The sequence below is a fragment of the Polynucleobacter sp. UB-Tiil-W10 genome, from assembly GCF_018881605.1.
GTDB lineage: Bacteria > Pseudomonadota > Gammaproteobacteria > Burkholderiales > Burkholderiaceae > Polynucleobacter.
The window spans coordinates 587,918-611,077 of the sequence record NZ_JACVPZ010000001.1 but is presented as its reverse complement, the minus strand read 5'-3'; the positions used below and the strand labels follow the sequence as shown (position 1 = coordinate 611,077).

Annotated in this window: 22 protein-coding genes; 10 read left to right on the top strand and 12 right to left on the bottom strand. The window is 45.8% G+C overall.

All coding sequences use genetic code 11. From position 1 onward, the window contains the following. Nucleotides 1-4: 4 nt before the first annotated feature. From ICN33_RS02995 to ICN33_RS02980, 4 genes are read right to left on the bottom strand one after another with little or no spacing between them, the layout of a single operon-like run. Entirely contained in the window at nucleotides 5-439 is a 435-nt protein-coding gene (locus ICN33_RS02995; RefSeq protein ID WP_216194415.1) for a nuclear transport factor 2 family protein, read from the bottom strand. A 17-nt stretch (nucleotides 440-456) separates the two neighbouring features. Then, nucleotides 457-1,497, bottom strand: coding sequence for a lipopolysaccharide heptosyltransferase II (waaF, locus tag ICN33_RS02990; protein ID WP_216194413.1), 1,041 nt, complete (start codon nucleotides 1,495-1,497; stop codon nucleotides 457-459). A 43-nt stretch (nucleotides 1,498-1,540) separates the two neighbouring features. Then, nucleotides 1,541-1,729 (bottom strand): zinc-finger domain-containing protein, encoded by a 189-nt coding sequence (locus tag ICN33_RS02985; protein WP_215360214.1) that lies wholly within the window; start codon nucleotides 1,727-1,729, stop codon nucleotides 1,541-1,543. A 23-nt stretch (nucleotides 1,730-1,752) separates the two neighbouring features. Further along, on the bottom strand, nucleotides 1,753-2,676 hold the full coding sequence (locus tag ICN33_RS02980) for a branched-chain amino acid transaminase (protein WP_216194411.1): 924 nt from the start codon (nucleotides 2,674-2,676) through the stop codon (nucleotides 1,753-1,755). 210 nt (nucleotides 2,677-2,886) lie between these two features. On the opposite strand from ICN33_RS02980, the gene ICN33_RS02975 reads away from it, so the two are divergent. The 7 genes from ICN33_RS02975 to ICN33_RS02945 are packed head-to-tail and all read left to right on the top strand — an operon-like array spanning nucleotide 2,887 to nucleotide 10,395. Beyond that, a complete protein-coding gene (locus tag ICN33_RS02975; protein ID WP_216194409.1) occupies nucleotides 2,887-4,098 on the top strand; it encodes a phosphoglycerate kinase in 1,212 nt (403 codons plus the stop codon). Nucleotides 4,099-4,100: 2 nt separating this feature from the next. Then, entirely contained in the window at nucleotides 4,101-5,537 is a 1,437-nt protein-coding gene (gene pyk, locus ICN33_RS02970; RefSeq protein WP_216194407.1) for a pyruvate kinase, read from the top strand. A 57-nt stretch (nucleotides 5,538-5,594) separates the two neighbouring features. Beyond that, a complete protein-coding gene (fba, locus tag ICN33_RS02965; protein WP_216194405.1) occupies nucleotides 5,595-6,659 on the top strand; it encodes a class II fructose-bisphosphate aldolase in 1,065 nt (354 codons plus the stop codon). Between the two features lie 7 nt (nucleotides 6,660-6,666). Beyond that, entirely contained in the window at nucleotides 6,667-7,566 is a 900-nt protein-coding gene (locus ICN33_RS02960) for a phosphoribosylaminoimidazolesuccinocarboxamide synthase (protein ID WP_216194403.1), read from the top strand. A 49-nt stretch (nucleotides 7,567-7,615) separates the two neighbouring features. Continuing rightward, nucleotides 7,616-8,110 (top strand): 5-(carboxyamino)imidazole ribonucleotide mutase, encoded by a 495-nt coding sequence (purE, locus tag ICN33_RS02955; protein ID WP_216194401.1) that lies wholly within the window; start codon nucleotides 7,616-7,618, stop codon nucleotides 8,108-8,110. Nucleotides 8,111-8,114: 4 nt separating this feature from the next. Then, nucleotides 8,115-9,299: a 5-(carboxyamino)imidazole ribonucleotide synthase gene (locus ICN33_RS02950; protein WP_216194400.1), complete on the top strand. Its 1,185-nt coding sequence runs from the start codon at nucleotides 8,115-8,117 to the stop codon at nucleotides 9,297-9,299. Between the two features lies 1 nt (nucleotide 9,300). Beyond that, a complete protein-coding gene (locus tag ICN33_RS02945) occupies nucleotides 9,301-10,395 on the top strand; it encodes an L-threonylcarbamoyladenylate synthase (protein ID WP_216194398.1) in 1,095 nt (364 codons plus the stop codon). On the opposite strand, the gene dacB is transcribed toward ICN33_RS02945, so the two are convergent. From dacB to ICN33_RS02925, 4 genes are read right to left on the bottom strand one after another with little or no spacing between them, the layout of a single operon-like run. Then, on the bottom strand, nucleotides 10,341-11,870 hold the full coding sequence (dacB, locus tag ICN33_RS02940; protein WP_216194396.1) for a D-alanyl-D-alanine carboxypeptidase/D-alanyl-D-alanine-endopeptidase: 1,530 nt from the start codon (nucleotides 11,868-11,870) through the stop codon (nucleotides 10,341-10,343). The two genes, ICN33_RS02945 and dacB, sit on opposite strands and share 55 nt — an antisense overlap. 48 nt (nucleotides 11,871-11,918) lie before the next feature. Beyond that, on the bottom strand, nucleotides 11,919-14,345 hold the full coding sequence (locus ICN33_RS02935; protein WP_216194394.1) for an ATP-binding protein: 2,427 nt from the start codon (nucleotides 14,343-14,345) through the stop codon (nucleotides 11,919-11,921). A 6-nt stretch (nucleotides 14,346-14,351) separates the two neighbouring features. Beyond that, nucleotides 14,352-14,975, bottom strand: a complete 624-nt coding sequence (locus ICN33_RS02930) for a response regulator transcription factor (protein WP_216194393.1) — start codon at nucleotides 14,973-14,975, stop codon at nucleotides 14,352-14,354. Further along, nucleotides 14,975-15,817: a diguanylate phosphodiesterase gene (locus ICN33_RS02925; protein WP_216194392.1), complete on the bottom strand. Its 843-nt coding sequence runs from the start codon at nucleotides 15,815-15,817 to the stop codon at nucleotides 14,975-14,977. Before ICN33_RS02925 ends, ICN33_RS02930 begins: the two co-directional genes overlap by 1 nt. 316 nt (nucleotides 15,818-16,133) lie before the next feature. Between ICN33_RS02925 and ICN33_RS02920 the strand changes: the two genes are divergently transcribed. Beyond that, entirely contained in the window at nucleotides 16,134-16,424 is a 291-nt protein-coding gene (locus ICN33_RS02920; protein WP_072582790.1) for a co-chaperone GroES, read from the top strand. A gap of 28 nt (nucleotides 16,425-16,452) precedes the next feature. After that, nucleotides 16,453-18,105, top strand: a complete 1,653-nt coding sequence (groL, locus tag ICN33_RS02915) for a chaperonin GroEL (protein WP_216194390.1) — start codon at nucleotides 16,453-16,455, stop codon at nucleotides 18,103-18,105. A 142-nt stretch (nucleotides 18,106-18,247) separates the two neighbouring features. Here groL and ICN33_RS02910 read toward each other — a convergent pair whose 3' ends face one another. Genes ICN33_RS02910 through ICN33_RS02900 form a run of 3 tightly spaced genes read right to left on the bottom strand, consistent with a single transcriptional unit; the run spans nucleotide 18,248 to nucleotide 21,127 of the window. Beyond that, the gene (locus ICN33_RS02910; protein ID WP_216194388.1) at nucleotides 18,248-19,615 is read right to left on the bottom strand and encodes an NAD(P)(+) transhydrogenase (Re/Si-specific) subunit beta; all 1,368 of its coding nucleotides are present in this window, start codon (nucleotides 19,613-19,615) and stop codon (nucleotides 18,248-18,250) included. Between the two features lie 33 nt (nucleotides 19,616-19,648). Then, a complete protein-coding gene (locus tag ICN33_RS02905) occupies nucleotides 19,649-19,987 on the bottom strand; it encodes a proton-translocating transhydrogenase family protein (protein ID WP_216194386.1) in 339 nt (112 codons plus the stop codon). Nucleotides 19,988-19,996: 9 nt separating this feature from the next. Next, nucleotides 19,997-21,127: a Re/Si-specific NAD(P)(+) transhydrogenase subunit alpha gene (locus ICN33_RS02900; RefSeq protein WP_216194384.1), complete on the bottom strand. Its 1,131-nt coding sequence runs from the start codon at nucleotides 21,125-21,127 to the stop codon at nucleotides 19,997-19,999. A gap of 176 nt (nucleotides 21,128-21,303) precedes the next feature. Here ICN33_RS02900 and mnmA point away from each other — a divergent pair, with 176 nt between their 5' ends. Continuing rightward, the gene (gene mnmA / locus ICN33_RS02895) at nucleotides 21,304-22,416 is read left to right on the top strand and encodes a tRNA 2-thiouridine(34) synthase MnmA (RefSeq protein WP_216194382.1); all 1,113 of its coding nucleotides are present in this window, start codon (nucleotides 21,304-21,306) and stop codon (nucleotides 22,414-22,416) included. Between the two features lie 73 nt (nucleotides 22,417-22,489). Here mnmA and ICN33_RS02890 read toward each other — a convergent pair whose 3' ends face one another. Next, entirely contained in the window at nucleotides 22,490-23,104 is a 615-nt protein-coding gene (locus ICN33_RS02890; protein ID WP_216194380.1) for a glutathione S-transferase, read from the bottom strand. Nucleotides 23,105-23,160 lie beyond the last annotated feature (56 nt).

The window sequence follows — 23,160 nt, the reverse complement described above, 5'->3', positions numbered from 1 at the left end:
GGATTTAATGCAAGCCGTGTGGCGTTGAAGGAGCGTCGAAAGTCTCTTCAGTAGAGTGGCTGGCATGCAGGTGGGCAATTCGCCAACCTTGACTATCCTGTAACAGCACGAGCGTAATGTTTAGAAAAAATTCTGCTTCAACTTGATCGGGGCGAAGATGAACAGCTTCAGTGGTGTCATATACTGCAGCACCTAAAACAGAATGGCTAATACAAGCAATTGGCTCTAAAAATAAAGGCTGCTTAGTGAGCAGTCTTTCTAAGCCCTCCCGAATTTCTGCATGTCCACTGAGACGATGACCCTCGGGGAGAACGCAGGTAATGGAATCATCATCAAGCCAAATATCCAGCGCACCTTGAACGTCGCGATGACGTAAGGCATCTCGCCATGCCTCTACTACATCATCTGCACTGTGAAAGAGTCTGGCAAGTTTGGTCATGGCTAACTTTTCCTAGTTTATGACTGCAATGTATTCAGTGTAGCGAATACTTGTTCGGGGAGAATGTCGTTTAAGCAATTGAGGTGGCCTAATGGACATTCTCTTTTATGACATGGGCTGCACGGTAGGTTTAGCCAAATCACTTTAGCCTTTTCCGATAAAGGCGGGGTATGGGCTGGATCGCTTGAGCCAAAAATGGCTACTTGAGGTGTTTTGAGGGCTGCTGCGATATGCATTAGACCTGAGTCATTGCTGATCACTGCTTTGCTTGTACCAATCAGGGCAATCGCCTCATCCAGTGAGGTATTTCCACACCAATTATGGATGTGGCCATCTTGCTTGGCTTGGGAATGAATTTCTTGGGCAAGTGCGTGATCACCTTTGCTGCCCAAAAGAATGATCTGATTATTTGGGTTGCTGGAAATTAACCTTTGCGCCAGTTCTCCAAAATGACTTGTTGGCCAGCGCTTGGTTGGACCATATTCGGCGCCTGGGCACATGACGTAAATATTTGCAGGATCAATCTGGGCACTTTGCAATTTTGCCTGCACAGATTGATTTGCTATAGGGGAGACATTTAACTTTGGTGTCAGGCTATTACTTATTGCTAATGCTTGATCTTTGCCAAGCAGTTGGCTCAGCGCAAGATAGTGCTCGACCATGGGCGGGCGATTTATTTTGCTTGGGTTATCTAAGGGGAGATTGATTAATCCAAAGCGCAACTCGCCACGATAGCCAATTCGAAAAGGAATATTAGCGAGCCAGGGAATCAATGCTGACTTAAAGCTATTGGGCAATACAAAACACGCTTGATATTTTTTTACTGCAAGTTTTTTTGCTAGCTGTTTGCGCAAGTCCCATTGCAATTGCTTATGCTCGAACTTCGCTTCAATTACTTCGTGAACTTCTGAGCAAGCCCGATAGATAGGCGCCACCCAATTGCTGGCTAGTACATCAATGTTTGATTCTGGATATTGCTCTTTTATATTTGCCAGCAAAGGCTGAGTCATTACAGCATCCCCAATCCAGTTTGGGGCGATGATCAGAATACCGTGCATGTAATGTATCCCGACTCAGCACCCCGAGGGGTGCTGACAAGGCTTAGTGACCGTGTGGCTCAGTGCCGGGAATGAGCTTGTACTCTGCGCCACAATAAGGACACTTGGCTTCGCCGGTTTTAGTAATGTCTAAGAAAACGCGCGGGTGCGAGTTCCATGCTGGAGTTTTGTTGGTGGGGCAATGAAGAGGTAAGTCTTTGCCGTCCACCATAACAACTTGAGCTTGAGTCATATCCTATTTCCTAATTGCTGAAATTACTTAACGTAAGTGAGCCAAGATTTGTATTTATCATTTCTGCCGTACACCGCATCGAAATAGGTCTTCTGAATTTTTTCAGTGATGGGGCCACGCTTGCCATCCCCAATCGTGCGATCATCTAATTCACGGATTGGAGTAACTTCAGCGGCTGTGCCAGTGAAGAAAGCTTCATCAGCAGAATAAACTTCGTCGCGGGTGATGCGTTTCTCGCGAATTTCATATCCAAGGTCTTTTGCAATCTGAATAATGGAGTCACGAGTGATGCCATCTAAACAAGAGGCTAAGTCAGGCGTGTACACAATACCGTTGCGAACCATAAAGAGGTTTTCGCCAGAGCCTTCAGAAACATAACCTTCGGTATCAAGCAATAAAGCTTCATCGTAGCCATTGGCGGTCACTTCTTGGTTGGCCAAAATAGAGTTGATGTAGTAGCCAGATGCCTTGGCACGAACCAATGAAGAATTAACAAAGTGGCGTGTAAAAGAGGAGGTTTTAACCCGAATGCCCTTATTGATGCCATCTTCACCTAAATAGGCACCCCATTCCCAGGCGGCGATAGAGGTATGAATACTGTTGCCCTTAGGGGAGATTCCAAGCCTTTCGGCGCCAATAAAGATAATTGGGCGTATGTAGCAGGCTTCGAGCTTATTGCTGTTTACCACGTCAATAATGCCCTTGGAGATCTCTTCTGAGCTGAAAGGCATGTTCATTTGGAAGATCTTGGTGCCGTTAAAAAGGCGCTTTACGTGCTCCTGAAGGCGGAAAATAGCGGTTCCCTGGGGGGTTTTGTAGGCTCGGATGCCCTCAAACACGCCCATTCCGTAGTGCAGACTATGGGTTAACACGTGAACATTGGCCTCACGCCATGGAATTAACTTCCCATCAGTCCAAATAAAGCCATCGCGGTCGGACATCGACATTTTTTCTACCTTTTGTGTCAGTTAAGTATCTGTAAAAGCTGATTAAGCAAGGCTCTAGGCAGGTGGATTATGGTCTTCCGGCCCAGAATGCGTTTAAGTCCTTATTGTAGAGCAGGCAGGAAAGTCTGTTGGCTCCGATCCTCGGGGGTTGTTAGACCAGAGCCTTTAGAATGGGACTTTCCCCATAAACCATCTTATTTACCCAAACTCATGCCGGAATCCTTATTTAAAGTTAAGCGTTTAAGCGAACTAGCCCAGTCAGGACAATTAAAGGGTAAACGGGTGCTGATCCGTGCTGACCTCAATGTTCCCCAAGACGAAGCTGGAAATATTACTGAAGACACGCGTATTCGGGCATCGATGCCGGCAGTTCAGATGTGTTTAGACGCTGGGGCAGCTGTGATGGTGACTTCCCATTTGGGTCGCCCAACAGAAGGTGAATTTAAACCGGAAGATAGTTTGGCTCCGGTTGCCGATCGTATCGCCAGCTTACTGAATCGCAAAGTTCCATTGATTAGCGATTGGGTGAATGGGGGATTTGAAGTTAATCCAGGTGAACTAGTGTTACTAGAAAACTGTCGCCTCAATGTCGGCGAGAAAAAGAATAACGATGAATTGGCTAAAAAGATCGCTGCATTGTGTGATGTCTATGTCAATGATGCGTTCGGTACCGCTCATCGCGCTGAAGCAACGACATATGGTGTAGCAAAGTTCGCACCAGTCGCTTGTGCTGGTCCTTTGATGGCTGCAGAGTTAGATGCATTAAGCCGTGCATTGGCGAGTCCAAAACGTCCACTGGTTGCTATTGTTGCAGGCTCTAAAGTGTCATCCAAGCTCACCATCCTAAAAGCCTTATCTGAGAAAGTGGATGAGTTGATTGTTGGGGGCGGCATTGCTAATACGTTCATGCTGGCTAAAGGTTTGCCAATTGGTAAATCGCTTGCTGAGCCTGACTTAGTTGATGAAGCCAGGGAGATTATGGAGATCATGGAAAAGCGTGGCGCTCATGTGCCGATTCCAGAAGATGTAGTGGTTGCCAATGAATTATCTCCATTGGCGCGTGCGAATCGCGTGTCTTCAGATCAAGTTGCAGACGATGACATGATTCTGGATATCGGTCCGAAGACAGCTGCACGCTTATCAACCATGCTTGCTCATGCCGGCACGATTGTTTGGAATGGCCCATTAGGCGTATTTGAAATTGATCAATTTGGTGGCGGCACCAAAATGTTAGCTGCAGCCATTGCGCATTCACCTGCATTCTCTATTGCTGGTGGAGGTGATACCTTGGCGGCGATTGCGAAGTACGGTATTGAGAATCAAGTGGATTACATCTCTACTGGCGGCGGTGCCTTCTTGGAGTTTTTAGAAGGTAAAACTTTGCCAGCCTTTGCAGTACTTGCTGAAAGAGCGAAAGACTAAATATGTTGAGAGCAACAAAGATCATTGCAACCCTAGGGCCTGCCTCCGAAAAGCCTGAAGTCTTGCGTGACATGATCCGTGCTGGCGTAGATGTTGTGCGCATGAACTTCTCTCATGGTACTGTTGCTGACCATAAAGCGCGTCACGATTTAGTGCGCACAATTTCAGCTGAGGTCGGTAAAGAAGTCGGCATCATGGCTGACTTGCAAGGCCCAAAAATTCGCGTAGGTAAATTTGCAGATAGCAAAATTCTTCTGAAAGAAGGCGACAAATTTACTCTGGATGTGGCATGTGAGCTCGGCGATCAAACCAAAGTAGGTCTTGATTACAAAGAGTTGCCTGGTGATGTAAAGCCAGGCGACCGTCTTTTATTAAATGATGGTTTAGTTGTTCTAACGGTTCAGAATGTTAAAGGTGGAGAGATTTTTACCATCGTTGAGCAGGGTGGACCACTCTCCAATAACAAAGGCATCAATCGTGCTGGTGGTGGTCTAACCGCACCTGCACTTACTGAAAAAGACATTGCTGATTTAGATGCAGCCATTGCAATGGGGGTTGATTTCTTGGCTATCAGCTTTCCTAAAGACGGTGCGGATATGGCCTATGCCCGAAAGTTGGCCGATGCAGCTAGCGCTAAGTATGGCGTTGGTAAAGTAAGGACGATTGCTAAGGTAGAGCGTGCTGAAGCAATTGAGCCAGTAGCACTTAAAAGTATTATTGCTGAGAGCGATGGCATCATGGTTGCTCGAGGTGATCTGGCAATTGAGGTGGGCAATGCTGCAGTGCCTGCTTTGCAAAAGCGCATGATTAAGTGGGCACGTGAGGCAGATAAATTTACGATCACTGCTACGCAAATGATGGAGTCCATGATTAATGCTCCAGTACCTACACGTGCTGAAGTGAGCGACGTTGCTAACGCTGTGTTGGATGGTACTGATGCCGTGATGTTGTCGGCTGAATCGGCTGCTGGCATGTATCCAGTTCAAACCATTAAGGCTATGGCAGAAATTTGCCTTGAGGCTGAGAAATCAGACCCCGTCAAGTTGGAGACCGACTTTTTGGATCAAACTTTTGCGCGTATTGATCAAACTATTGCCTTAGGCGCACTATTTACAGCCCACCACTTGCACGCCAATGCGATCGCTGCATTGACAGATTCCGGCTCAACAGCAATTTGGATGAGTCGTCACAATATTCATGTGCCGATCTTTGCATTGACTTCTAAGATTGCTACCCAGCGCGCTTTAAGCACCTATCGTAATGTCACTCCAATTGGTTTGGACTATACAAAAGATCGTGATACCGCACTGCAAGAGGTTGAGGCATGCTTGAAAAAAGTAGGTGCAGTTAAGAAGGGTGACACTGTTGTGCTGACTTCTGGCGAACCTATGGGCGAGCCCGGCGGAACCAATACTCTCAAAATTATTCATGTGAAGTAATTCACATTGAAGGCAGATTTATTTTTAACATCATTACTATTTAATTAAGAGAACATCATGGCTTTAGTATCTTTAAGACAACTCTTGGATCATGCTGCTGAAAACGGTTACGGCCTGCCAGCATTTAACGTGAATAACTTAGAGCAAGTAACTGCGATTATGGAGGCGGCGAATGAAGCCGATTCTCCAGTCATCATGCAAGCATCAGCAGGTGCACGTAAATATGCTGGAGAAGCTTTCTTGCGTCACTTAATTTCTGCTGCAGTAGAGGCTTATCCGCATATTCCTGTAGTAATGCACCAAGACCATGGCCAAAGCCCAGCAGTATGTATGGCAGCGATCAAGAGTGGCTTTACTAGCGTAATGATGGATGGCTCATTGGAGGCTGATGGCAAATCTGTTGCCAGTTATGAGTACAACGTAGATGTCTCTAAAGAGGTGGTGAAATTCTCTCATTCAATCGGAGTGACGGTTGAGGCTGAGTTGGGTGTATTGGGTTCTCTTGAGACTATGCAGGGGGATAAAGAGGATGGTCATGGTGCTGATGGCAAGATGACCCGTGAGCAGTTGCTTACTGATGTGGAGCAGGCGGCCGATTTTGTCAAGGCAACCCAGTGTGATGCCTTAGCGATTGCGATTGGTACTAGCCATGGGGCATACAAGTTTAGCAAGAGGCCTACTGGCGATATATTGGCAATTGATCGTATTAAAGAAATTCATGCGCGTATTCCAAATACCCATTTAGTGATGCATGGCTCTTCCAGTGTTCCACAAGAATTGCTTGCCGAGATTCGTGAATTCGGTGGCGATATGAAAGAAACTTACGGCGTTCCTGTTGAAGAGATTCAAGAAGGCATCAAGAATGGTGTGCGCAAGATCAATATTGATACCGATATCCGTTTGGCGATGACTGGTGCGATTCGCCGTTACTTCATTGAAAACCCATCTAAGTTTGATCCACGTGATTATTTGAAGCCGGCCCGTGAAGCTGCTAAGAAGGTATGCATTGCACGCTTCCAGGCTTTTGGTTCTGCTGGTCAAGCATCCAAAATCAAACCGATTTCTTTAGAGAAAATGGCTGAGCTATATAAGAGCGGAAAATTAACTCAAATTGTGAAGTGATTTAAATATGCCTGCTTTATACGCTACCTCTATTAAGTCATTGCCTTTGCTGTCCAAAGGCAAAGTGCGCGATGTTTATGCATTAGATGATGACAAGTTGTTGATGATTACTACTGACCGTCTTTCCGCCTTTGATGTGGTAATGGGTGAGCCTATTCCGGAGAAGGGTGTGGTTCTCAATCAAATGGCGAATTTTTGGTTTGATAAATTGGCAGCCGTTATTCCGAATCATTTGACTGGGATTGATCCTGCTACCGTGGTATCAGCTGATGAAGTTGAGCAAGTCAAAGGTCGAGCAGTTGTGGCTAAGCGTTTAAAGCCCATTCTAGTGGAAGCTGTGGTGCGCGGTTATTTGGCGGGAAGTGGCTGGAAAGACTATAAAGAAACAGGCAAGGTATGCGGCATTGTTTTGCCGGAAGGCTTAGAGAATGCACAAAAACTACCTGAGCCTATTTTTACTCCTGCCGCTAAAGCTGAATTTGGGCAGCACGATGAAAATATTTCATTTGAAAAAGTAATTGAATTGATTGGTGAAAAGTTGGCCAATCAAATTCGTGAGGTCAGTATTCGTTTATATAAAGAAGCCTCTGAATACGCTGCTACTCGCGGAATCATCATTGCCGATACCAAGTTTGAGTTTGGCTTAGATGCTAATGGGCAATTGGTGTTGATGGATGAGATCCTGACGGCAGATTCCTCTCGTTTCTGGCCTGCTGAAACCTACTATGTGGGCTCAAATCCACCCTCGTATGACAAGCAGTTTGTCCGTGATTGGCTTGAAACCGCTATGGTAGATGGCAAGTTATGGCCCAAAACAGCCCCTGCGCCGCAATTGCCAGCAGATGTGATTGATAAGACTGCCCAAAAGTATCGTGAAGCGCTTACCCGTCTTACTGAAACTTCTTGAGTCAGGGATAATAGAATTCTTAATGGTTATAAGGCATTTGGAGAAGTAAATGAGTAAGAAGCCAATCGTCGGAATAGTGATGGGATCCAATTCAGATTGGGACACCATGCAGCATGCCGCTCAAATGCTCGAGCAGTTTGGTATAGCTCATGAGGCTAAGGTTCTCTCTGCGCACCGTATGCCTGACGATATGTTTCAGTATGCTGAAAATGCCCAAGCTAATGGATTGCAGGCCATTATTGCTGGTGCAGGTGGCGCAGCGCATTTACCAGGCATGCTTGCCTCAAAAACCATTGTTCCTGTTTATGGCGTTCCTGTTGCCAGTAAATATTTGCGCGGCGAAGATTCTCTCTTCTCTATTGTGCAAATGCCTAAAGGTATCCCGGTTGCTACTTTTGCGATTGGTGAAGCCGGCGCAGCAAATGCTGCCTTGCATGTGATTGCAGGTTTAGCTTTGCACGACACCGATTTGGCTAAGCGCTTAGAGGATTTCCGTGCAAAGCAATCTGACGCTGCACGTTCAATGAATCTGCCGGGATATTAATTACATGGCAGATCGTCTGGAACCCATTTTGCCGGGTTCGTATTTAGGAATTTTGGGTGGTGGTCAATTGGGGCGGATGTTTACTCAGGCTGCCCAAGCTATGGGCTACAAGGTTTGCGTGCTCGACCCTGGCTCTGATAGTCCCGCTGGATCTATTGCGGAAAAATTTATTCAAGCTGAATACACTGATAGTGCTGCTTTAAACGAGATGGCTGCCCTGTGCTCCTCTGTGAGTACTGAATTCGAGAATGTCCCGGCTCAAGCATTGGATGAATTAGAGTCTTTGGGTGTATTTGTGGCACCACGCAGTAGCTGTGTTTCTCTAGCTCAAAATCGTATTGCTGAGAAAAATTTCTTGGCCACATGGAAGTCAGAAACCAATATTGGCCCGGCACCAAGCTTTGTGATTGAACATGAGGCAGACATTGCACACACCCCTACCGACCTTTTTCCTGGAATTTTAAAGACTGCCCGCATGGGTTACGACGGCAAAGGTCAGGCAACTGTTTATAGCTCAGAAGAATTGAATGCCGCATGGAATGAATTCGGCCGCGTGCCGTGCGTACTTGAAAAGCGCATGGATTTGGATTTTGAAGTATCTGCTTTGGTAGTGCGTGGCTATGATGATGCTGTAGTGGCCTATCCAGTAGCTCAAAATATTCATCGCAATGGTATTTTGCATACCTCGACTGTGCCGGCTCCGTCTCTCAAGCCCGCTCAAGAAAAGAAAATCATTGATGCAGCGAAGGCACTCATTCGCAAGATTGATTACGTTGGCGTTCTATGTGTAGAGTTCTTTGTCCTCAAAAACGGCGATATCATTGCCAATGAAATTGCTCCACGTCCCCATAACTCTGGCCACTACACAATGGATGCATGTGTGAGCAGTCAGTTTGAGCAGCAGGTGAGGGCAATGGCTAGGCTTCCTTTAGGCGACACCCGTCAGTTAGCTCCAGTATCCATGCTGAACTTGTTAGGCGATCTTTGGTTTGAGGGTAGCGAAGATAAAGCCCGTGAACCTGCTTGGAATAAAGTACTGGCTCATCCTGATGCCAAGTTGCACCTCTACGGCAAGTCTGCGCCACGTATTGGTAGAAAAATGGGGCATATTAACTGCTTAGGTGAAGCCCTCAATGAGGCTCGCCAAAATTGTGCAGCTGTTGCCACTGAATTAGGGATAGAGCCCTAGAATGTCCAGCGACAGTACCCCACTGCATTCATCTGCAGTGATTAACGAAGCAGTACAAAGCTTACGTGACGGTGGTTTGGTCGCATTTCCTACTGAGACGGTTTATGGTTTGGGCGCTGATGCAAAGAACCCTGAAGCCATTAAGAAAATCTTCACCGCTAAAGGACGCCCATCAAATCATCCCTTAATTGTTCACTTAGCTGCACCAGATAAATTTGATCAAGCCCAAATTGATTGGGTTGCTCTGCTAGCACCATGGGTAAGAGATTTATCTGAAGAAGCGCTAAAGTTGATTAATGCATTTTGGCCTGGCCCATTAACCTTGGTTTTCAAAAAAGATAAAAGCGTTTTGAATGAGCTAACAGGCGGTCAGGATACGGTAGCCATTCGTGCACCTTCTCACCCAATTGCCCAAGAGCTATTACGTAAATTTAAAAGCGGTGTTGTAGCGCCTTCGGCAAACCGTTTTGGCAAGGTATCACCCACCAGTGCTGCTGATGTCCGTCATGAATTCGAAGGTATGTTGGATTTGATGGTGTTAGATGGTGGTGATTGTGAAGTAGGTATTGAGTCAACCATCATTGACTTATCATCTGGTGATAAAGCCGTGCTTTTAAGGCCTGGTGCGATTACTCCGAGTGAGATCTTTGCTAAGACCGGTGTAAAAGTTTATCTACTTGGCGAGGCAAAGGCTAACGAAGCAATGGATGATTTTCCTAGAGTATCTGGAAGTCTCAAAGCCCATTACGCACCAACCACTCCTTTGCGTCTATATGCTTCCGGTCGTGTCTTAGATGCCTTGAGCGAGTTTCCAGATATTAAATCGAGGGTTGCTGTAGCGGTGTGGGATTCGGAATCTTCCTTAAGTGAGGATGGGCATCCTTCGGCGCACTTTGAAGAGGTAGAAGTTCCTAGTGATAGCGCTGCTTTTGCAAATCGCTTGTACCGAACTTTGCGCGACCTAGATCAGCAAGGTTGGGATTTGATTTTATTTCCTGAACCGCCAGCAGGCGAGGAGTGGGACGGCGTTAGAGACCGTCTTCAGCGCGCATGCTTTGGGTCTGGTCCATCTTCTAATAGCCACGATAGCAACTGATCGTGGGCTTCTAGTCCCCTCCAAGCATTGGGGTGGTTGATGAACGAAGTTACTGCATACATCTTTCCAGATTTACTTAAAACATAACCCGAGATTGCACGTACATCTGCTAGCGAGCCGGTTTTGATTCTGGCTTCAGGCTTTTTCTTTAGATGCAAAAACTTGCGAAGCTGACTCATCAGGCGATTTCTCATCGTGCCATCTGTACCCGCAATTGGCAGGCTATTATAAAAAATATCGCCTACCGGTAGATTACGTGCGGTTAATAAGAGTTGATTCATCTGGCTGGCGGAGATTGCTTCATTACGAGATAGACCAGAGCCATTCTCAATCACTAGACCTTGAAAATCTAGAGCATTTTGCTTAAGCCAACTCTGAATAACGAGTTCTCCATTGGCAGTAGTAGCAGGTTTCCCCATTTTTTCTAAGGCTAGGGTTAATAGCAGTTGGCGTGCCATCACGTTATTGGAATATTTATTGATATCCAAAACATCGTCAGCCAGTGCAATGCCCTCAAACTGAAGCAGCAATCTTGCTGCCAGCGGCACATTGCCATTTTTTCCAACTGGTGGCCGTACCCAAGTGCCACCAGCCAACTCCCAGGCGGCAGCAAAGCCTTGCGTTAAAAAGGTATTGGCATCTAGTGCTACAACATTAAAGTTCACTCCTTTGCAGGAGCTGGGAAATGCGCCTGAGAATTCTGCGGTTAAAGGTTGATCAGTGTTAGTTATACCTTCTGGATCTAAATTAAAACGAATATTACTTTTCCAGTTATCGCATGAGCGATCAACCAATTGCATTTGATTAGATACCTTCAGTTGAGAAAGCGCTGGCGTGTAGCTGATGTCGATAAAGTCAGCAGTGCGTGACTTGCTTAGCTGAAACGAAAGCGTTCTAAATGCATACAGTAAAGGATCTGGTGGAACGTTATAAGCGCGTAAGGATTCACCATCAATAGTGTTGTGTTCCATTGCGCTTGGCGCATAAGCGCTGCGGTCAAAGAATAAATTACCATCTATCTTCTGAATACCCAGACCCTGAAGTTCTCTCATCATCTTTGCAAGCTCTTCGGGAACCAGCTTCGGATCACCGGTACCTTGCAAATACACATTACCCTTGAGGGTGCCTTGACGTATCACGCCATCGGTGAATACATTAGTGCGCCAACGGTATTGGGGGCCTAATATATCCAGACCAGTAAGCGTAGTTAATAGCTTCATTGTTGAGGCTGGGTTCATTGGCTCGATACCACGCCAATCCAACATTTTCTTGGCGACATGTTTTCCAGGACTTCCAGGCTCGATTTCCACAACTGAAATACTGACAGTATCGAGAGGAATCTGGTTGCGTTCTAGGCTACTGACTACAACCTTAGGGATACTGAGGGGCGCGGTTTCATTGGCAGCGGCGAAAGAGCTGGCTAGCCAACAGAAGCTTGCAATAAAGAAGGCTGAATGTGAGATGTAAGGGCGCATTTCCCATAGGATAAACCCACATTACAGGAGGGTGTATCGTGCCAAAGATTAAAGCTTTGAATATCTTGCTTGATACCCGCTGATAATTTGATTTTGCTCTTCAAGCAAATGGATAAAGGTTTGGATTCGATGGTCCAGCATCCCTGTTTGCTCCAAAGCTTCACATGCTTGAATAAATTTTGTAGCACTGACTAGTTGGGCCCCTCCCTTGACCTTATGTACCAGGACCCTAAAGCTTGCCTCATCTATTGCTTCATCTTTAAGTGAGAAAAGGGTCTCATCATGAACCTTTTTAATTTCCTCTAGGATGACCAGAATATATTTTGGGCTACTTCTTAAGAGATTTTCGAAGGCATCAAACGAATATTCTTCTTGGACCCTAATGGACGAGGTGTTATCAGGCAATCCTTCGTTCTGGAAATATCGCGAAAGCTCATTCTCTAAAGTCATGAGGCTCAAGGGTTTTATTAGGACCCCATTCATGCCGGCCTCCAAGAATTGATGGCGAGAGTCTAGTGCATAAATATCCGCAGTAATTCCAATAATGATGAGATCTCGACAGCCCTTATCCCGCAGACACTTGGCAAGATCTGATCCCTGCATTCCGGGAATAGATTGATCTGTTAGAAGAAGATCAAAATGATTTTGGCTGATCAAAGCCAGTGCAGTGCTGGCGTTATCGCAAACGGATGCCTCAATACCTAAAGCCTGAAGTTGGAGAGAAATAATTTGACGGCTAGCAGGATGATCTTCGACTACTAGGGCTTGTAAAAGGCGCCCATTATTTTGAGGATGCTTCGATACTAGCTTTCTAGAGACATTGGTATGTTCTGGCATTAAGGTTCTAGTTGCGGCAATGCTGGTGCGTGGGAATGCAAGGCAAAAATGGATATTGCTACCAAAGCCAGGGGCGCTCTCAAAGTAGAGTTGGCCATTCATGGAAGTGACTAAGTGGTTTGTTATGGTTAGGCCAAGACCGGTTCCATTGCGCTGTTCGGCATTGCCTGGAATTTGCTCATAGGCTTGAAGGGCGATTGCGATCTCCTCTGTACCCATGCCAATGCCCGTATCGATGACCCTGAATTCAATCAGCTGGCCAGCATGATCATCTGCAAGCACGCTAATAGAGAAATAGATTTCACCACTATCAGTAAATTTAATCGCATTGCTAATTAAGTTTTGTATTACTTGACGCAAGCGCAAGGTGTCAAGCATTAAGACCTCTGCAATACGTGGGTCTTTAGAGGTATGTAGTTTGAGATTTTGCCTTTGAGCAACGGTTGCAAATGCTGAATCAATGTTATCAATCAAGGTATTGAGATTGCAAGGTTCAATATTGAGTGTGAGCTTTCCGGCCTCGATCTTTGAGAGGTCTAGAACTTGATTGAGGATTCCCAAGAGAGATTCTGCAGAGGAATGCGCGCTTTTAAGTAAGGTTTTTTCATTTGCTGGAAGTGGGCTGGTGAGCAATAGCTCTTGCACACCCAAAATAGCATTCATGGGGGTGCGGATTTCATGGCTCATGGTTGCTAGGAAGTTAGACTTTGCAGCATTCGCATTTTCAGCCTGCTCTTTGGATGACATTAGTTCTTGCACCTCTTGTTTTTGCAGGGATTGCTTTTGATGCATGCGCCAGATTAAGTAAGATCCTAGCAAGAGGATTCCTAGAGTAGAGAGCCAAGGCAAATGGTTTTCAGGAGATAAAGGACAATCCTCCAAAGTGGAGGTGTTGATGCTAAAAAGTTGGCGTGATGCGATTGGATCTAAGTTACGTAGAAAATGCTCCAGTACACCATGCAAAGCTGCATCCTGGTGGGCAATAAGCCAGCGATATTCAAATGGCTCTCTGCTATAGAGCCCATCGACTTGTAACTGATCTGGGCTTAACTTTGCAATGAGTTGCCGCGCTAACCGAAGCGGTAAGACAAGCGCTTCAATATCGTTTTTGAGAAGATCAAAAACCAATTTCTCGGTATGACTAGAAATACTGGCTTGAGGGTGATGGGGTATTGGCGGGTTTTTAAATCCACGGTCAAAGTAGGCAATATTGATTGGGTCAATGGGGGTATCGTTTTTTGAGCGTTTTGTCAGAACTGCATCTTGACCCCAGAAGATTGCCTCTGATAAAGATCCAAACTTGAGGTATTCATCATCTAATGATGGCGGATCAATGATGAAGTCCACCTCCCCATTGGCAAGCTGTTGCAACCCTTCTTTATCGTTCTTGCGCCATTTTGGTAGAAATTCTTGCTTGGTAAATTCACCCAACTTGCTTAGCACGCTATGAAAAATTCCGAATTCGCCCCTTTCAGTGGCTTCTAAATACGGGGCATATTTTTCATGAATGCTAAAACGCACTATGGGATGGGCATCGATCCACTCTTGCTCGACTGGACCCAGCAAATTTGCATATGCATTGCCAAGTACCCCGTTGAACAGGATGCAGACCGCAATACGGATGATGGATCGATGCATGCTGAATTAGCTTTCGATAATATTATTCATGCGACAGAACAAGATGAGGTCAGCAATATTGTTAATACCTAGCTTGTCAAAGACTCTGGTCTTGTAGGTTGCTACAGTCTTATTGCTGATATGCAACATGTCAGATATCTGTTGATTAGTATTGCCTTTGCCTAAGTACTTCATGACTTGCAACTCACGATCCGAGATTAGCGCCAGCTTATCGTTATCACTCAGTGAGCTATTGCCATTTTTTCCATGGGTGAAAAAGTTATAGCCTTGAGAGATCGCAACGCAAGCAGCTAGGATGACATCAGCCCCAGCAGTTTTATTCACAAAACCATGCCCGCCTAAGGAGCGAACTCTGCCGCCGTAAACTGCTTCATCCATACTCGAGAGAACCAGCATGCGAACCTCGGGATACATTAGTCCAATACGACGGATAACATCAAAGCCATCCGTCTTGGGCATATCCAGATCCAAAATCACCATATTGGGATTAACCTCCTTCATGGATCTGAGGCACTCTTCGCCATTCTGGGCTTGCCCTGCAATCTCAAAGAGTAACTGGTCTTGCAACATACTTTTAAGAGCCATCAGCATTGCTGGATGGTCATCTACCAACATCACGCGTTTTCTCATTACTTGTCTCCGTTTTGGTTTGGGTGTTGATGAGGGTGAAGCGAAAAGATAGCTTTAGCGATACGACTATCGTTAATTTGCAGCATCTGATGGCGGCTTAAAGGCGACATCATGAGGCTGCCATAAGAGTGGTCAGCAATAAGGGTGGAGGCATTTTCGAGGTCCTTTACCAATGCAATATTGCTGGCATAAATTTGGGTAGGTGAATAGGGTGACTGTCTCAATTGGGATAGAGCATCACTTGTCAGTTCACGCTCACGAAGCTGACCCATATCAATATGTACCCCTTCTAATTGCAAATCAGTAATCCACTGCAACTCCTCAATGCTTCCGGTAAATTTGAGGAAATGCAGCAAAACGCCAAGCCGTCGTAAGCGCAACAATCCTTCCTTGCAAGCATCGGCTGTGTCGGACTCAGGAATATTTTGAATCCCAATGGCCACTAGTCCAACCGGTAGTCGAGAGTTCAGAATTAATTCACTCATTGCATCCACATATCCGTTGGAGGCTAAGACATGTGTCGGTATTGGCAAAATGCCAGGAATAAAGCGACCAGTTCGATACCAATACGCAATAGTGTCTAAGCCTTCCATAAAAAGGCGTAGTAATTGCATGTCAGAAGCAGTAAGAAGTGGTCTAAATAAAGAGCCTGTCAGTTTTGTTCCCTTGCAGTTAAAAATGGGTTCATGACTAATCGCTTGTCGTTTGGACCAGGATTGGTGTTCTTCAAGCGCTTGGTTACTAAGGCCAAGCCAGGGGTCGCCACAGGCGTCTCGCACTTCTTGGAAGGGTTTGTTCTTCCATGCCTTTACAAGCGTGTACAGCCGGGATTTCGGGCTCATCAGGATTCTCCAATCGGTGACTGTTCAGTCTAGGCAGGACAGATTGGAGCGGTAAGGGCTTTGGGCTGATTTATCTGTAGGAAAAGCCCTACGACCCTGTCCAAATTATAGATAAGGGCTAAATCCTTAAAGAATTTATGGCGATCTACCCTTGAAATCTCAGGAAACAGACCTATATAATCAGCACTCCCTACATGCGAGTGCTAAAAGGGCATTTTATTCGTAAATTGCCATCAGCTCTCATGTGAGGAATTTATAAATCTTTGATTTATATAGATTAATTAAATAGTTAACACTTACTAACATAGGAGAAGAGATGAATTTGCGTCCCTTACATGATCGCGTAATCATCAAGCGTTTAGATCAAGAATCAAAAACTGCTTCCGGAATCATCATTCCTGACGCTGCAGCTGAAAAACCTGATCAAGGTGAAGTTTTGGCAGTAGGTCCAGGCAAGCGCGATGACAGCGGCAAATTAAATGCACCCGACGTCAAAGTAGGCGACCGTGTGTTGTTTGGTAAATATGCAGGTCAAACAGTAAAAGTTGACAGCGAAGAACTCATCGTGATGCGTGAAGACGACATCATGGCTGTTGTACAGAAGTAATTTCGGTATTTAAGAGAGGAATTTAATCATGGCAGCAAAAGACGTTGTATTTGGAGATAGCGCTCGCACCAAGATGGTTGAAGGCGTAAACATTCTTGCTAATGCAGTTAAAACAACTTTGGGACCAAAAGGTCGCAACGTAGTGATCGAGCGTTCATTTGGTGGACCAACAATCACTAAAGACGGTGTATCCGTAGCAAAAGAAATTGAACTCAAAGATAAGCTTCAGAACATGGGTGCACAGATGGTTAAGGAAGTTGCTTCCAAAACTGCTGACATCGCTGGTGACGGTACAACTACCGCGACTGTTTTGGCTCAATCCATCGTTCGTGAAGGTATGAAGTATGTAGTTTCAGGCCATAACCCAATGGACTTGAAGCGCGGTATCGACAAGGCTGTTACAGCCGCAATCGAAGAACTGGCAAAAATCAGCAAGCCTTGCACCACTACTAAAGAAATCGCTCAAGTAGGTTCTATCTCTGCAAACAGCGACCATAGCATTGGTCAGCGTATTGCAGAAGCAATGGAAAAAGTAGGTAAGGAAGGCGTTATCACTGTTGAAGATGGCAAGTCTTTAGAAGATGAGCTTGAAGTTGTTGAAGGTATGCAGTTTGACCGCGGTTACCTCTCTCCATACTTCATCAATCAACCAGAAAAGCAAGTTGCCGTACTGGAAAGCCCATATGTTCTCTTGTTTGACAAGAAAATTGCCAACATCCGTGATTTGCTCCCAGTACTCGAGCAAGTAGCTAAGTCTGGCCGTCCATTGTTGATCATTGCAGAAGATGTTGAAGGCGAAGCCTTGGCAACTTTGGTTGTGAATAACATTCGCGGCATCATCAAGACTTGTGCTGTTAAGGCTCCAGGTTTTGGTGATCGTCGTAAAGCCATGTTGGAAGATATTGCGATTTTGACTGGCGGTACAGTAATCGCTGAAGAAATCGGCCTCACACTCGAGAAAACAACTCTTGAGCACTTAGGTCAAGCGAAGCGTATCGAAGTAGGCAAAGAAAACACCATCATTATTGACGGTGCTGGTGATGCTAAAGCGATTGAAGCTCGTGTGAAGAACATTCGTGTTCAGATCGAAGAAGCTACTAGCGACTACGACAAAGAAAAATTGCAAGAGCGTGTAGCCAAGTTGGCTGGCGGTGTTGCTGTGATTCGTGTTGGTGCTGCTACTGAAGTAGAAATGAAAGAGAAGAAGGCTCGTGTTGACGACGCATTACATGCAACACGTGCAGCCGTTGAAGAAGGTATTGTTCCTGGCGGTGGTGTTGCCTTGATTCGTGCAATGCAAGGTATCAAGGGCTTGAAAGGTGATAACGCTGATCAAGACGCTGGTATCAGCATCGTATTGCGCGCTATGCAAGAACCATTGCGTACGATCGTTAGCAATGCCGGTGAAGATGCTGGTGTGGTTGTTAATGCAGTACAAGCAAGTACAGGCAATAACGGCTACAACGCAGCTACTGGTGAATATGGTGACCTCGTTGCACAAGGTGTTATCGATCCAACTAAGGTAACAAAAACAGCATTGGTAAATGCAGCTTCTGTTGCTGGCTTATTGTTGACAACCGATTGCGCAATCTGCGACGCTCCAAAAGACGAGTCTGGTGCTGGTGGCATGCCTGATATGGGCGGCATGGGTGGTATGGGTGGAATGGGCGGCATGATGTAATAGCCGTTAATTTCCTCAGCTATCTAGCTGTAGAAACAAGAGCGCCTGGTTCAAAAGACCAGGCGTTTTTTATTGGCAATGCCTAAGCTATTGAGACAATAAAAAACCGCCCGAAGGCGGTCATTTATTGAGTATGAAAAGCTTAACTAACAGACTTGACCATATCTTCAACGACCTTCTTCGCATCACCGAAGACCATCATGGTTTTATCCATGTAGAAGAGTTCATTGTCTAGGCCAGCATAACCAGCCGCCATAGAGCGCTTGTTAACAATAATTGTTTTAGCTTTAAATGCTTCTAAGATTGGCATACCAAAGATTGGGCTACCTGGAGTACGTGCGGCAGGGTTCACCACGTCGTTAGCGCCAAGCACTAGCACTACGTCAGCTTGACCAAAGTCACTATTGATGTCTTCCATCTCAAATACTTGATCGTATGGAACTTCAGCTTCAGCCAAGAGGACATTCATATGACCAGGCATACGACCTGCTACTGGATGAATCGCATACTTCACAGTCACGCCATGATGAGTCAACTTTTCAGTCAATTCTTTTAGAGCGTGTTGAGCGCGGGCAACTGCTAAGCCATAGCCGGGAACAATGATCACTGTGTCAGCATTTTCCATGAGGAATGCTGCATCTTCGGGAGAGCCTGTTTTGTAATTCTTAGGGCCGCCATCATCGGCACCGCCGGCAGCAGCTTCAGCGCCAAAACCACCAAGTAATACAGCCAGAATGGAGCGGTTCATCGCCTTACACATGATGTAAGACAGAATCGCACCGGATGAACCTACGCAAGCACCAGCAATAATCAATACTGGGTTGTTTAAGGTAAAGCCAATACCAGCCGCAGCCCAACCAGAATAACTATTGAGCATTGATACAACTACTGGCATATCGGCACCGCCAATAGGGATGATCAAGGTCACGCCTAATACCAGGGCAATGGCACACATCGCCAAGAAAGCAGCGTGGCTATCGCCCATGTAGTAAGCAATACCAGCGCCCACCATGGAAACAGCCAAGATTAAGTTCAGTAAGTGTTGACCAGCAAAGCTCACAGGCTTGCCGCTAACCTTGCCAGATAACTTACCAAATGCAATCACAGATGCAGTAAAGGTAATAGCGCCAATAAACGCGCCAATGAAAAGTTCGATCTTCTGGGCGCCTGTATGGTCATGTGCTGGATTAAATACAGCAGCAATCGCAATTAATACCGCTGACAAACCTACGAAGGAGTGCATCAAAGCAACCAACTCAGGCATCTTGGTCATTTGCACGCGCTTCGCGGCGATGGTTCCAATGATGGCGCCACCCACGATTGCAACACCGATCAAAGAGATAACGGGTTTGAAATCAGGAATGAAGAAAGTGGTGATGACTGCTAACAACATACCAATCATGCCGAAGGTATTGCCCTGGCGTGAAGTGGTTGGTGAAGATAAGCCACGCAAAGCGAGGATGAACAACACCGATGAAATGAGATAAGAAATAGCGGTTATGTTTGACATAGTTTTGGTCTCTATATTGGTCTTGTTCTGGGTTTATTTGGTTCCAGCCGCATCAGCTTTAGGAGCTTTTTTCTTGAACATTTCAAGCATGCGACGAGTGACCATAAAGCCACCAAAAATATTGATAGATGCGAGGAATACCGCTACAGCACCAATGATGCTGGTGAGCGTGATTTCATCACCACCGATAATTTCAGTTTGCAGTAATGCGCCAACGATGATGATGCCGGAGATGGCATTGGTCACCGCCATTAAAGGCGTATGCAATGCTGGGGTAACGTTCCAAACTACGTGATAGCCAACAAAAATAGCTAATACGAACACGGTAATGTTTTGAACGGTGAGGATGCTTTGAAAGGCAGCGAGATCCATAGTATTTCCTTAGTTTTTGCGGATGGCTTGGCCATCACGACACATTAAGCAAGCAGTAACAATGTCATCATCAGTCGGGATAACTAAGTTGGCATCTTTATCCACAATGAGTTTCATGAAATCGAGTAAGTTTCGTGAGTAGAGTGCAGAAGCATCGGCACCAACCATGCTAGCTAAATTGGTGTAGCCAACAATCTTTACGCCATTCACATCAATCACTTTGTCTGCTTGTGTCAAAGGGCAGTTGCCTGAGCCGTTATCACCTTTACCAGCAGCTAAGTCGATCACGATCGAGCCTGGTTTCATATTAGCAACGGTATCGCTATGTAATAGAACTGGGGGTTTACGTCCAGGAATCAATGCAGTCGTGATAACGATGTCCGCTTGTTGCGCACGCTCTGCAACCAAGGCAGCTTGGCGCTTCATCCACGCTTCAGGCATTGGACGGGCATAGCCACCAACACCTTGAGCGATTTCACGCTCTTCATCAGTTTCATAAGGAACATCAACAAACTTGGCACCCAATGATTCGATTTGCTCTTTAGCGGCAGGACGTACGTCAGATGCCTCAATCACGGCACCAAGACGTTTTGCAGTAGCAATCGCTTGCAAGCCTGCAACACCAGCACCCAAGATCAGGATGCGAGCTGCTTTAACAGTTCCCGCAGCAGTCATCAGCATTGGCATGAAGCGTTGATATTCATTTGCGGCAACCATCACTGCTTTGTATCCAGCAATATTTGCTTGGGAAGATAAAACGTCCATGCTTTGTGCGCGTGTTGTGCGTGGCGCAGCTTCTAAAGAGAACGCAGTAACGCCTTGTGCAGCCATCGCTGCAATCATGTCGTTATCAAATGGATCGAGCATGCCCAGAAGAACAGCGCCGGATTTGATCTGTTTAAGTTCAGCTGACTCGGGCGCGCGTACTTTAAGAACAATCTCCGCACCAAATGCATCTGCAGCGCTACCAATGGTTGCACCTACAGCCTCGTATGCGGAGTCAGGTTGACTAGCTTTTACCCCGGCATCTTTTTGAATAACGACGGTATGACCTTGACCGATGAGTTTTTTAACGGTTTCTGGTGTGGCGGCTACTCGAGTTTCCCCGGGCCTTGTTTCCAGTGGCACTCCTATGCGCATGGCATGTCTCCAAAAGCAAAATTTATAAAAAATCTATTTTAGTTAAATAGGACTAATTGCGCCTATTTACTTACCCCTAAGTCCAATTGCTTGGTTTTTACCCAAAATCCTGTGAATTTGGGCCAAGACTTCTACAATGTGGTCTATCAGCTTATATTGAATTCTCGCATTTTTTGATGATCCAGCTCAATTCTTCCTCAATACCATCTTCCCGACCCAAGAAAGTCGTTATTGGCATGTCTGGAGGGGTAGATTCGTCTGTTGCAGCGTGGATGCTCAAAGAGCAAGGCTTTGAAGTTATTGGCCTTTTTATGAAAAATTGGGAAGATGATGATAACGACGAATACTGTTCTGCCCGTCAAGACTGGCTAGATGTGGTGTCAGTGGCTGACATGATTGGGATCGACGTTGAAGCAGTGAATTTCGCCACCGAGTATCGTGAGCGCGTATTTGCCGATTTCTTGCGCGAGTACGCTGCAGGGCGAACGCCTAATCCCGATGTTCTATGTAACGCCGAGATTAAATTCAAAGCCTTTTTAGATCACGCCATGAGTTTAGGTGCTGATGCTATTGCAACAGGCCACTATGCACGTGTTCGTCATGAGGGCGGCAAAGTGCAATTATTAAAAGCAGTCGATGCCAGCAAAGATCAAAGTTATTTTTTGCATCGTCTAACGCAGCAACAACTAAAAAACGTGATGTTTCCTCTTGGTGAAATTCCAAAAACTGAAGTCAGAAAAATTGCAGAACAAATTGGTTTACATAATGCAAAAAAGAAAGACTCCACCGGAATTTGTTTTATTGGTGAACGTCCTTTTAGGGAATTCTTAAATCGCTATTTACCTCGCGTACCTGGTCCTATTAAAACGCCAGAGGGTAAGACGGTTGGTGAGCATATGGGCTTGGCTTTCTTTACTTTAGGTCAACGTAAAGGCATTGGTTTGGGTGGTAGTCAAGATGGCAATGGTGATGCTTGGTACGTTGCGCGTAAGGATGTTCCTAATAACACCTTGTATGTAGCCCAAGGCCACGAACACCCATGGCTATTGGCTAACAGGCTGGCTGCTATGGATGCAAGTTGGGTTGCTGGTGCTTCCCCTGCACCCGGAAAATATTCTGCTAAAACGCGCTATCGTCAAGCAGACTCAGCATGCACATTGAGTGCGGGCAATGAGACCCTGAGTTTTGAATTGAGTTTTCCAGATGCGCAGTGGGCTGTTACACCTGGACAGTCTGCCGTTCTCTATGACGGAGATATTTGCTTGGGTGGCGGAATTATTTCAGCATAATTTCATTACCAAATAGCGGATACAAAAATGCCAATCAGTTTTGATTGGCATTTTTAATTAAACTGCAGGTTAATTAAGCGGCTGGTGGTTCAGTTTCTATAAAAGAAGATCGCTGCAATAATTTTTGATAAAGACGATCTAGATTTGGATATTGAGTTTGCCATTTCACTTCTGGGAAACGAAACAATAAATATCCGATAGCACAACCAACAGCGATATCTGCCAATGTGATTTGATTGCCATGACACCAGGTATTCTCGCCAAGCTGTTTGGACATTTCACGAAGTGCGGCATCAATCTTGCCCATTTGACGGTCATACCAAGTTTGACTTTGTTGCTCTGCTGGGCGCAAAGTCCGCTCTAAACGAGCCAAAATGCCAGCATCCATAATTCCATCTGCTAGCGCTTCCCAGGTTTTCACCGCAGCACGCTCACGATTTTCTGCAGGAATGAGCTTGCTTACGGGGCTCAGGCCATCAGCGTATTCGGCGATGACGCGGGAGTCATAGATGGCCTCCCCGTCGTCAGCAATGAGGCAAGGAACCTTCCCTAGGGGGTTGGTAACGCTTATTTTGGTGTCTGCAGCCCAGACATTCTCTAATTCGAGGTCAACATCGACCTTTTTTTCATTAAAAACGATGCGTACTTTACGTACATAGGGGCTGGTGAGGGATCCGATTAGTTTCATGGGCTCAAGTATAGCGATCCTATTTGGGGTTTGCTGTACACCGGAACGCATTAAAA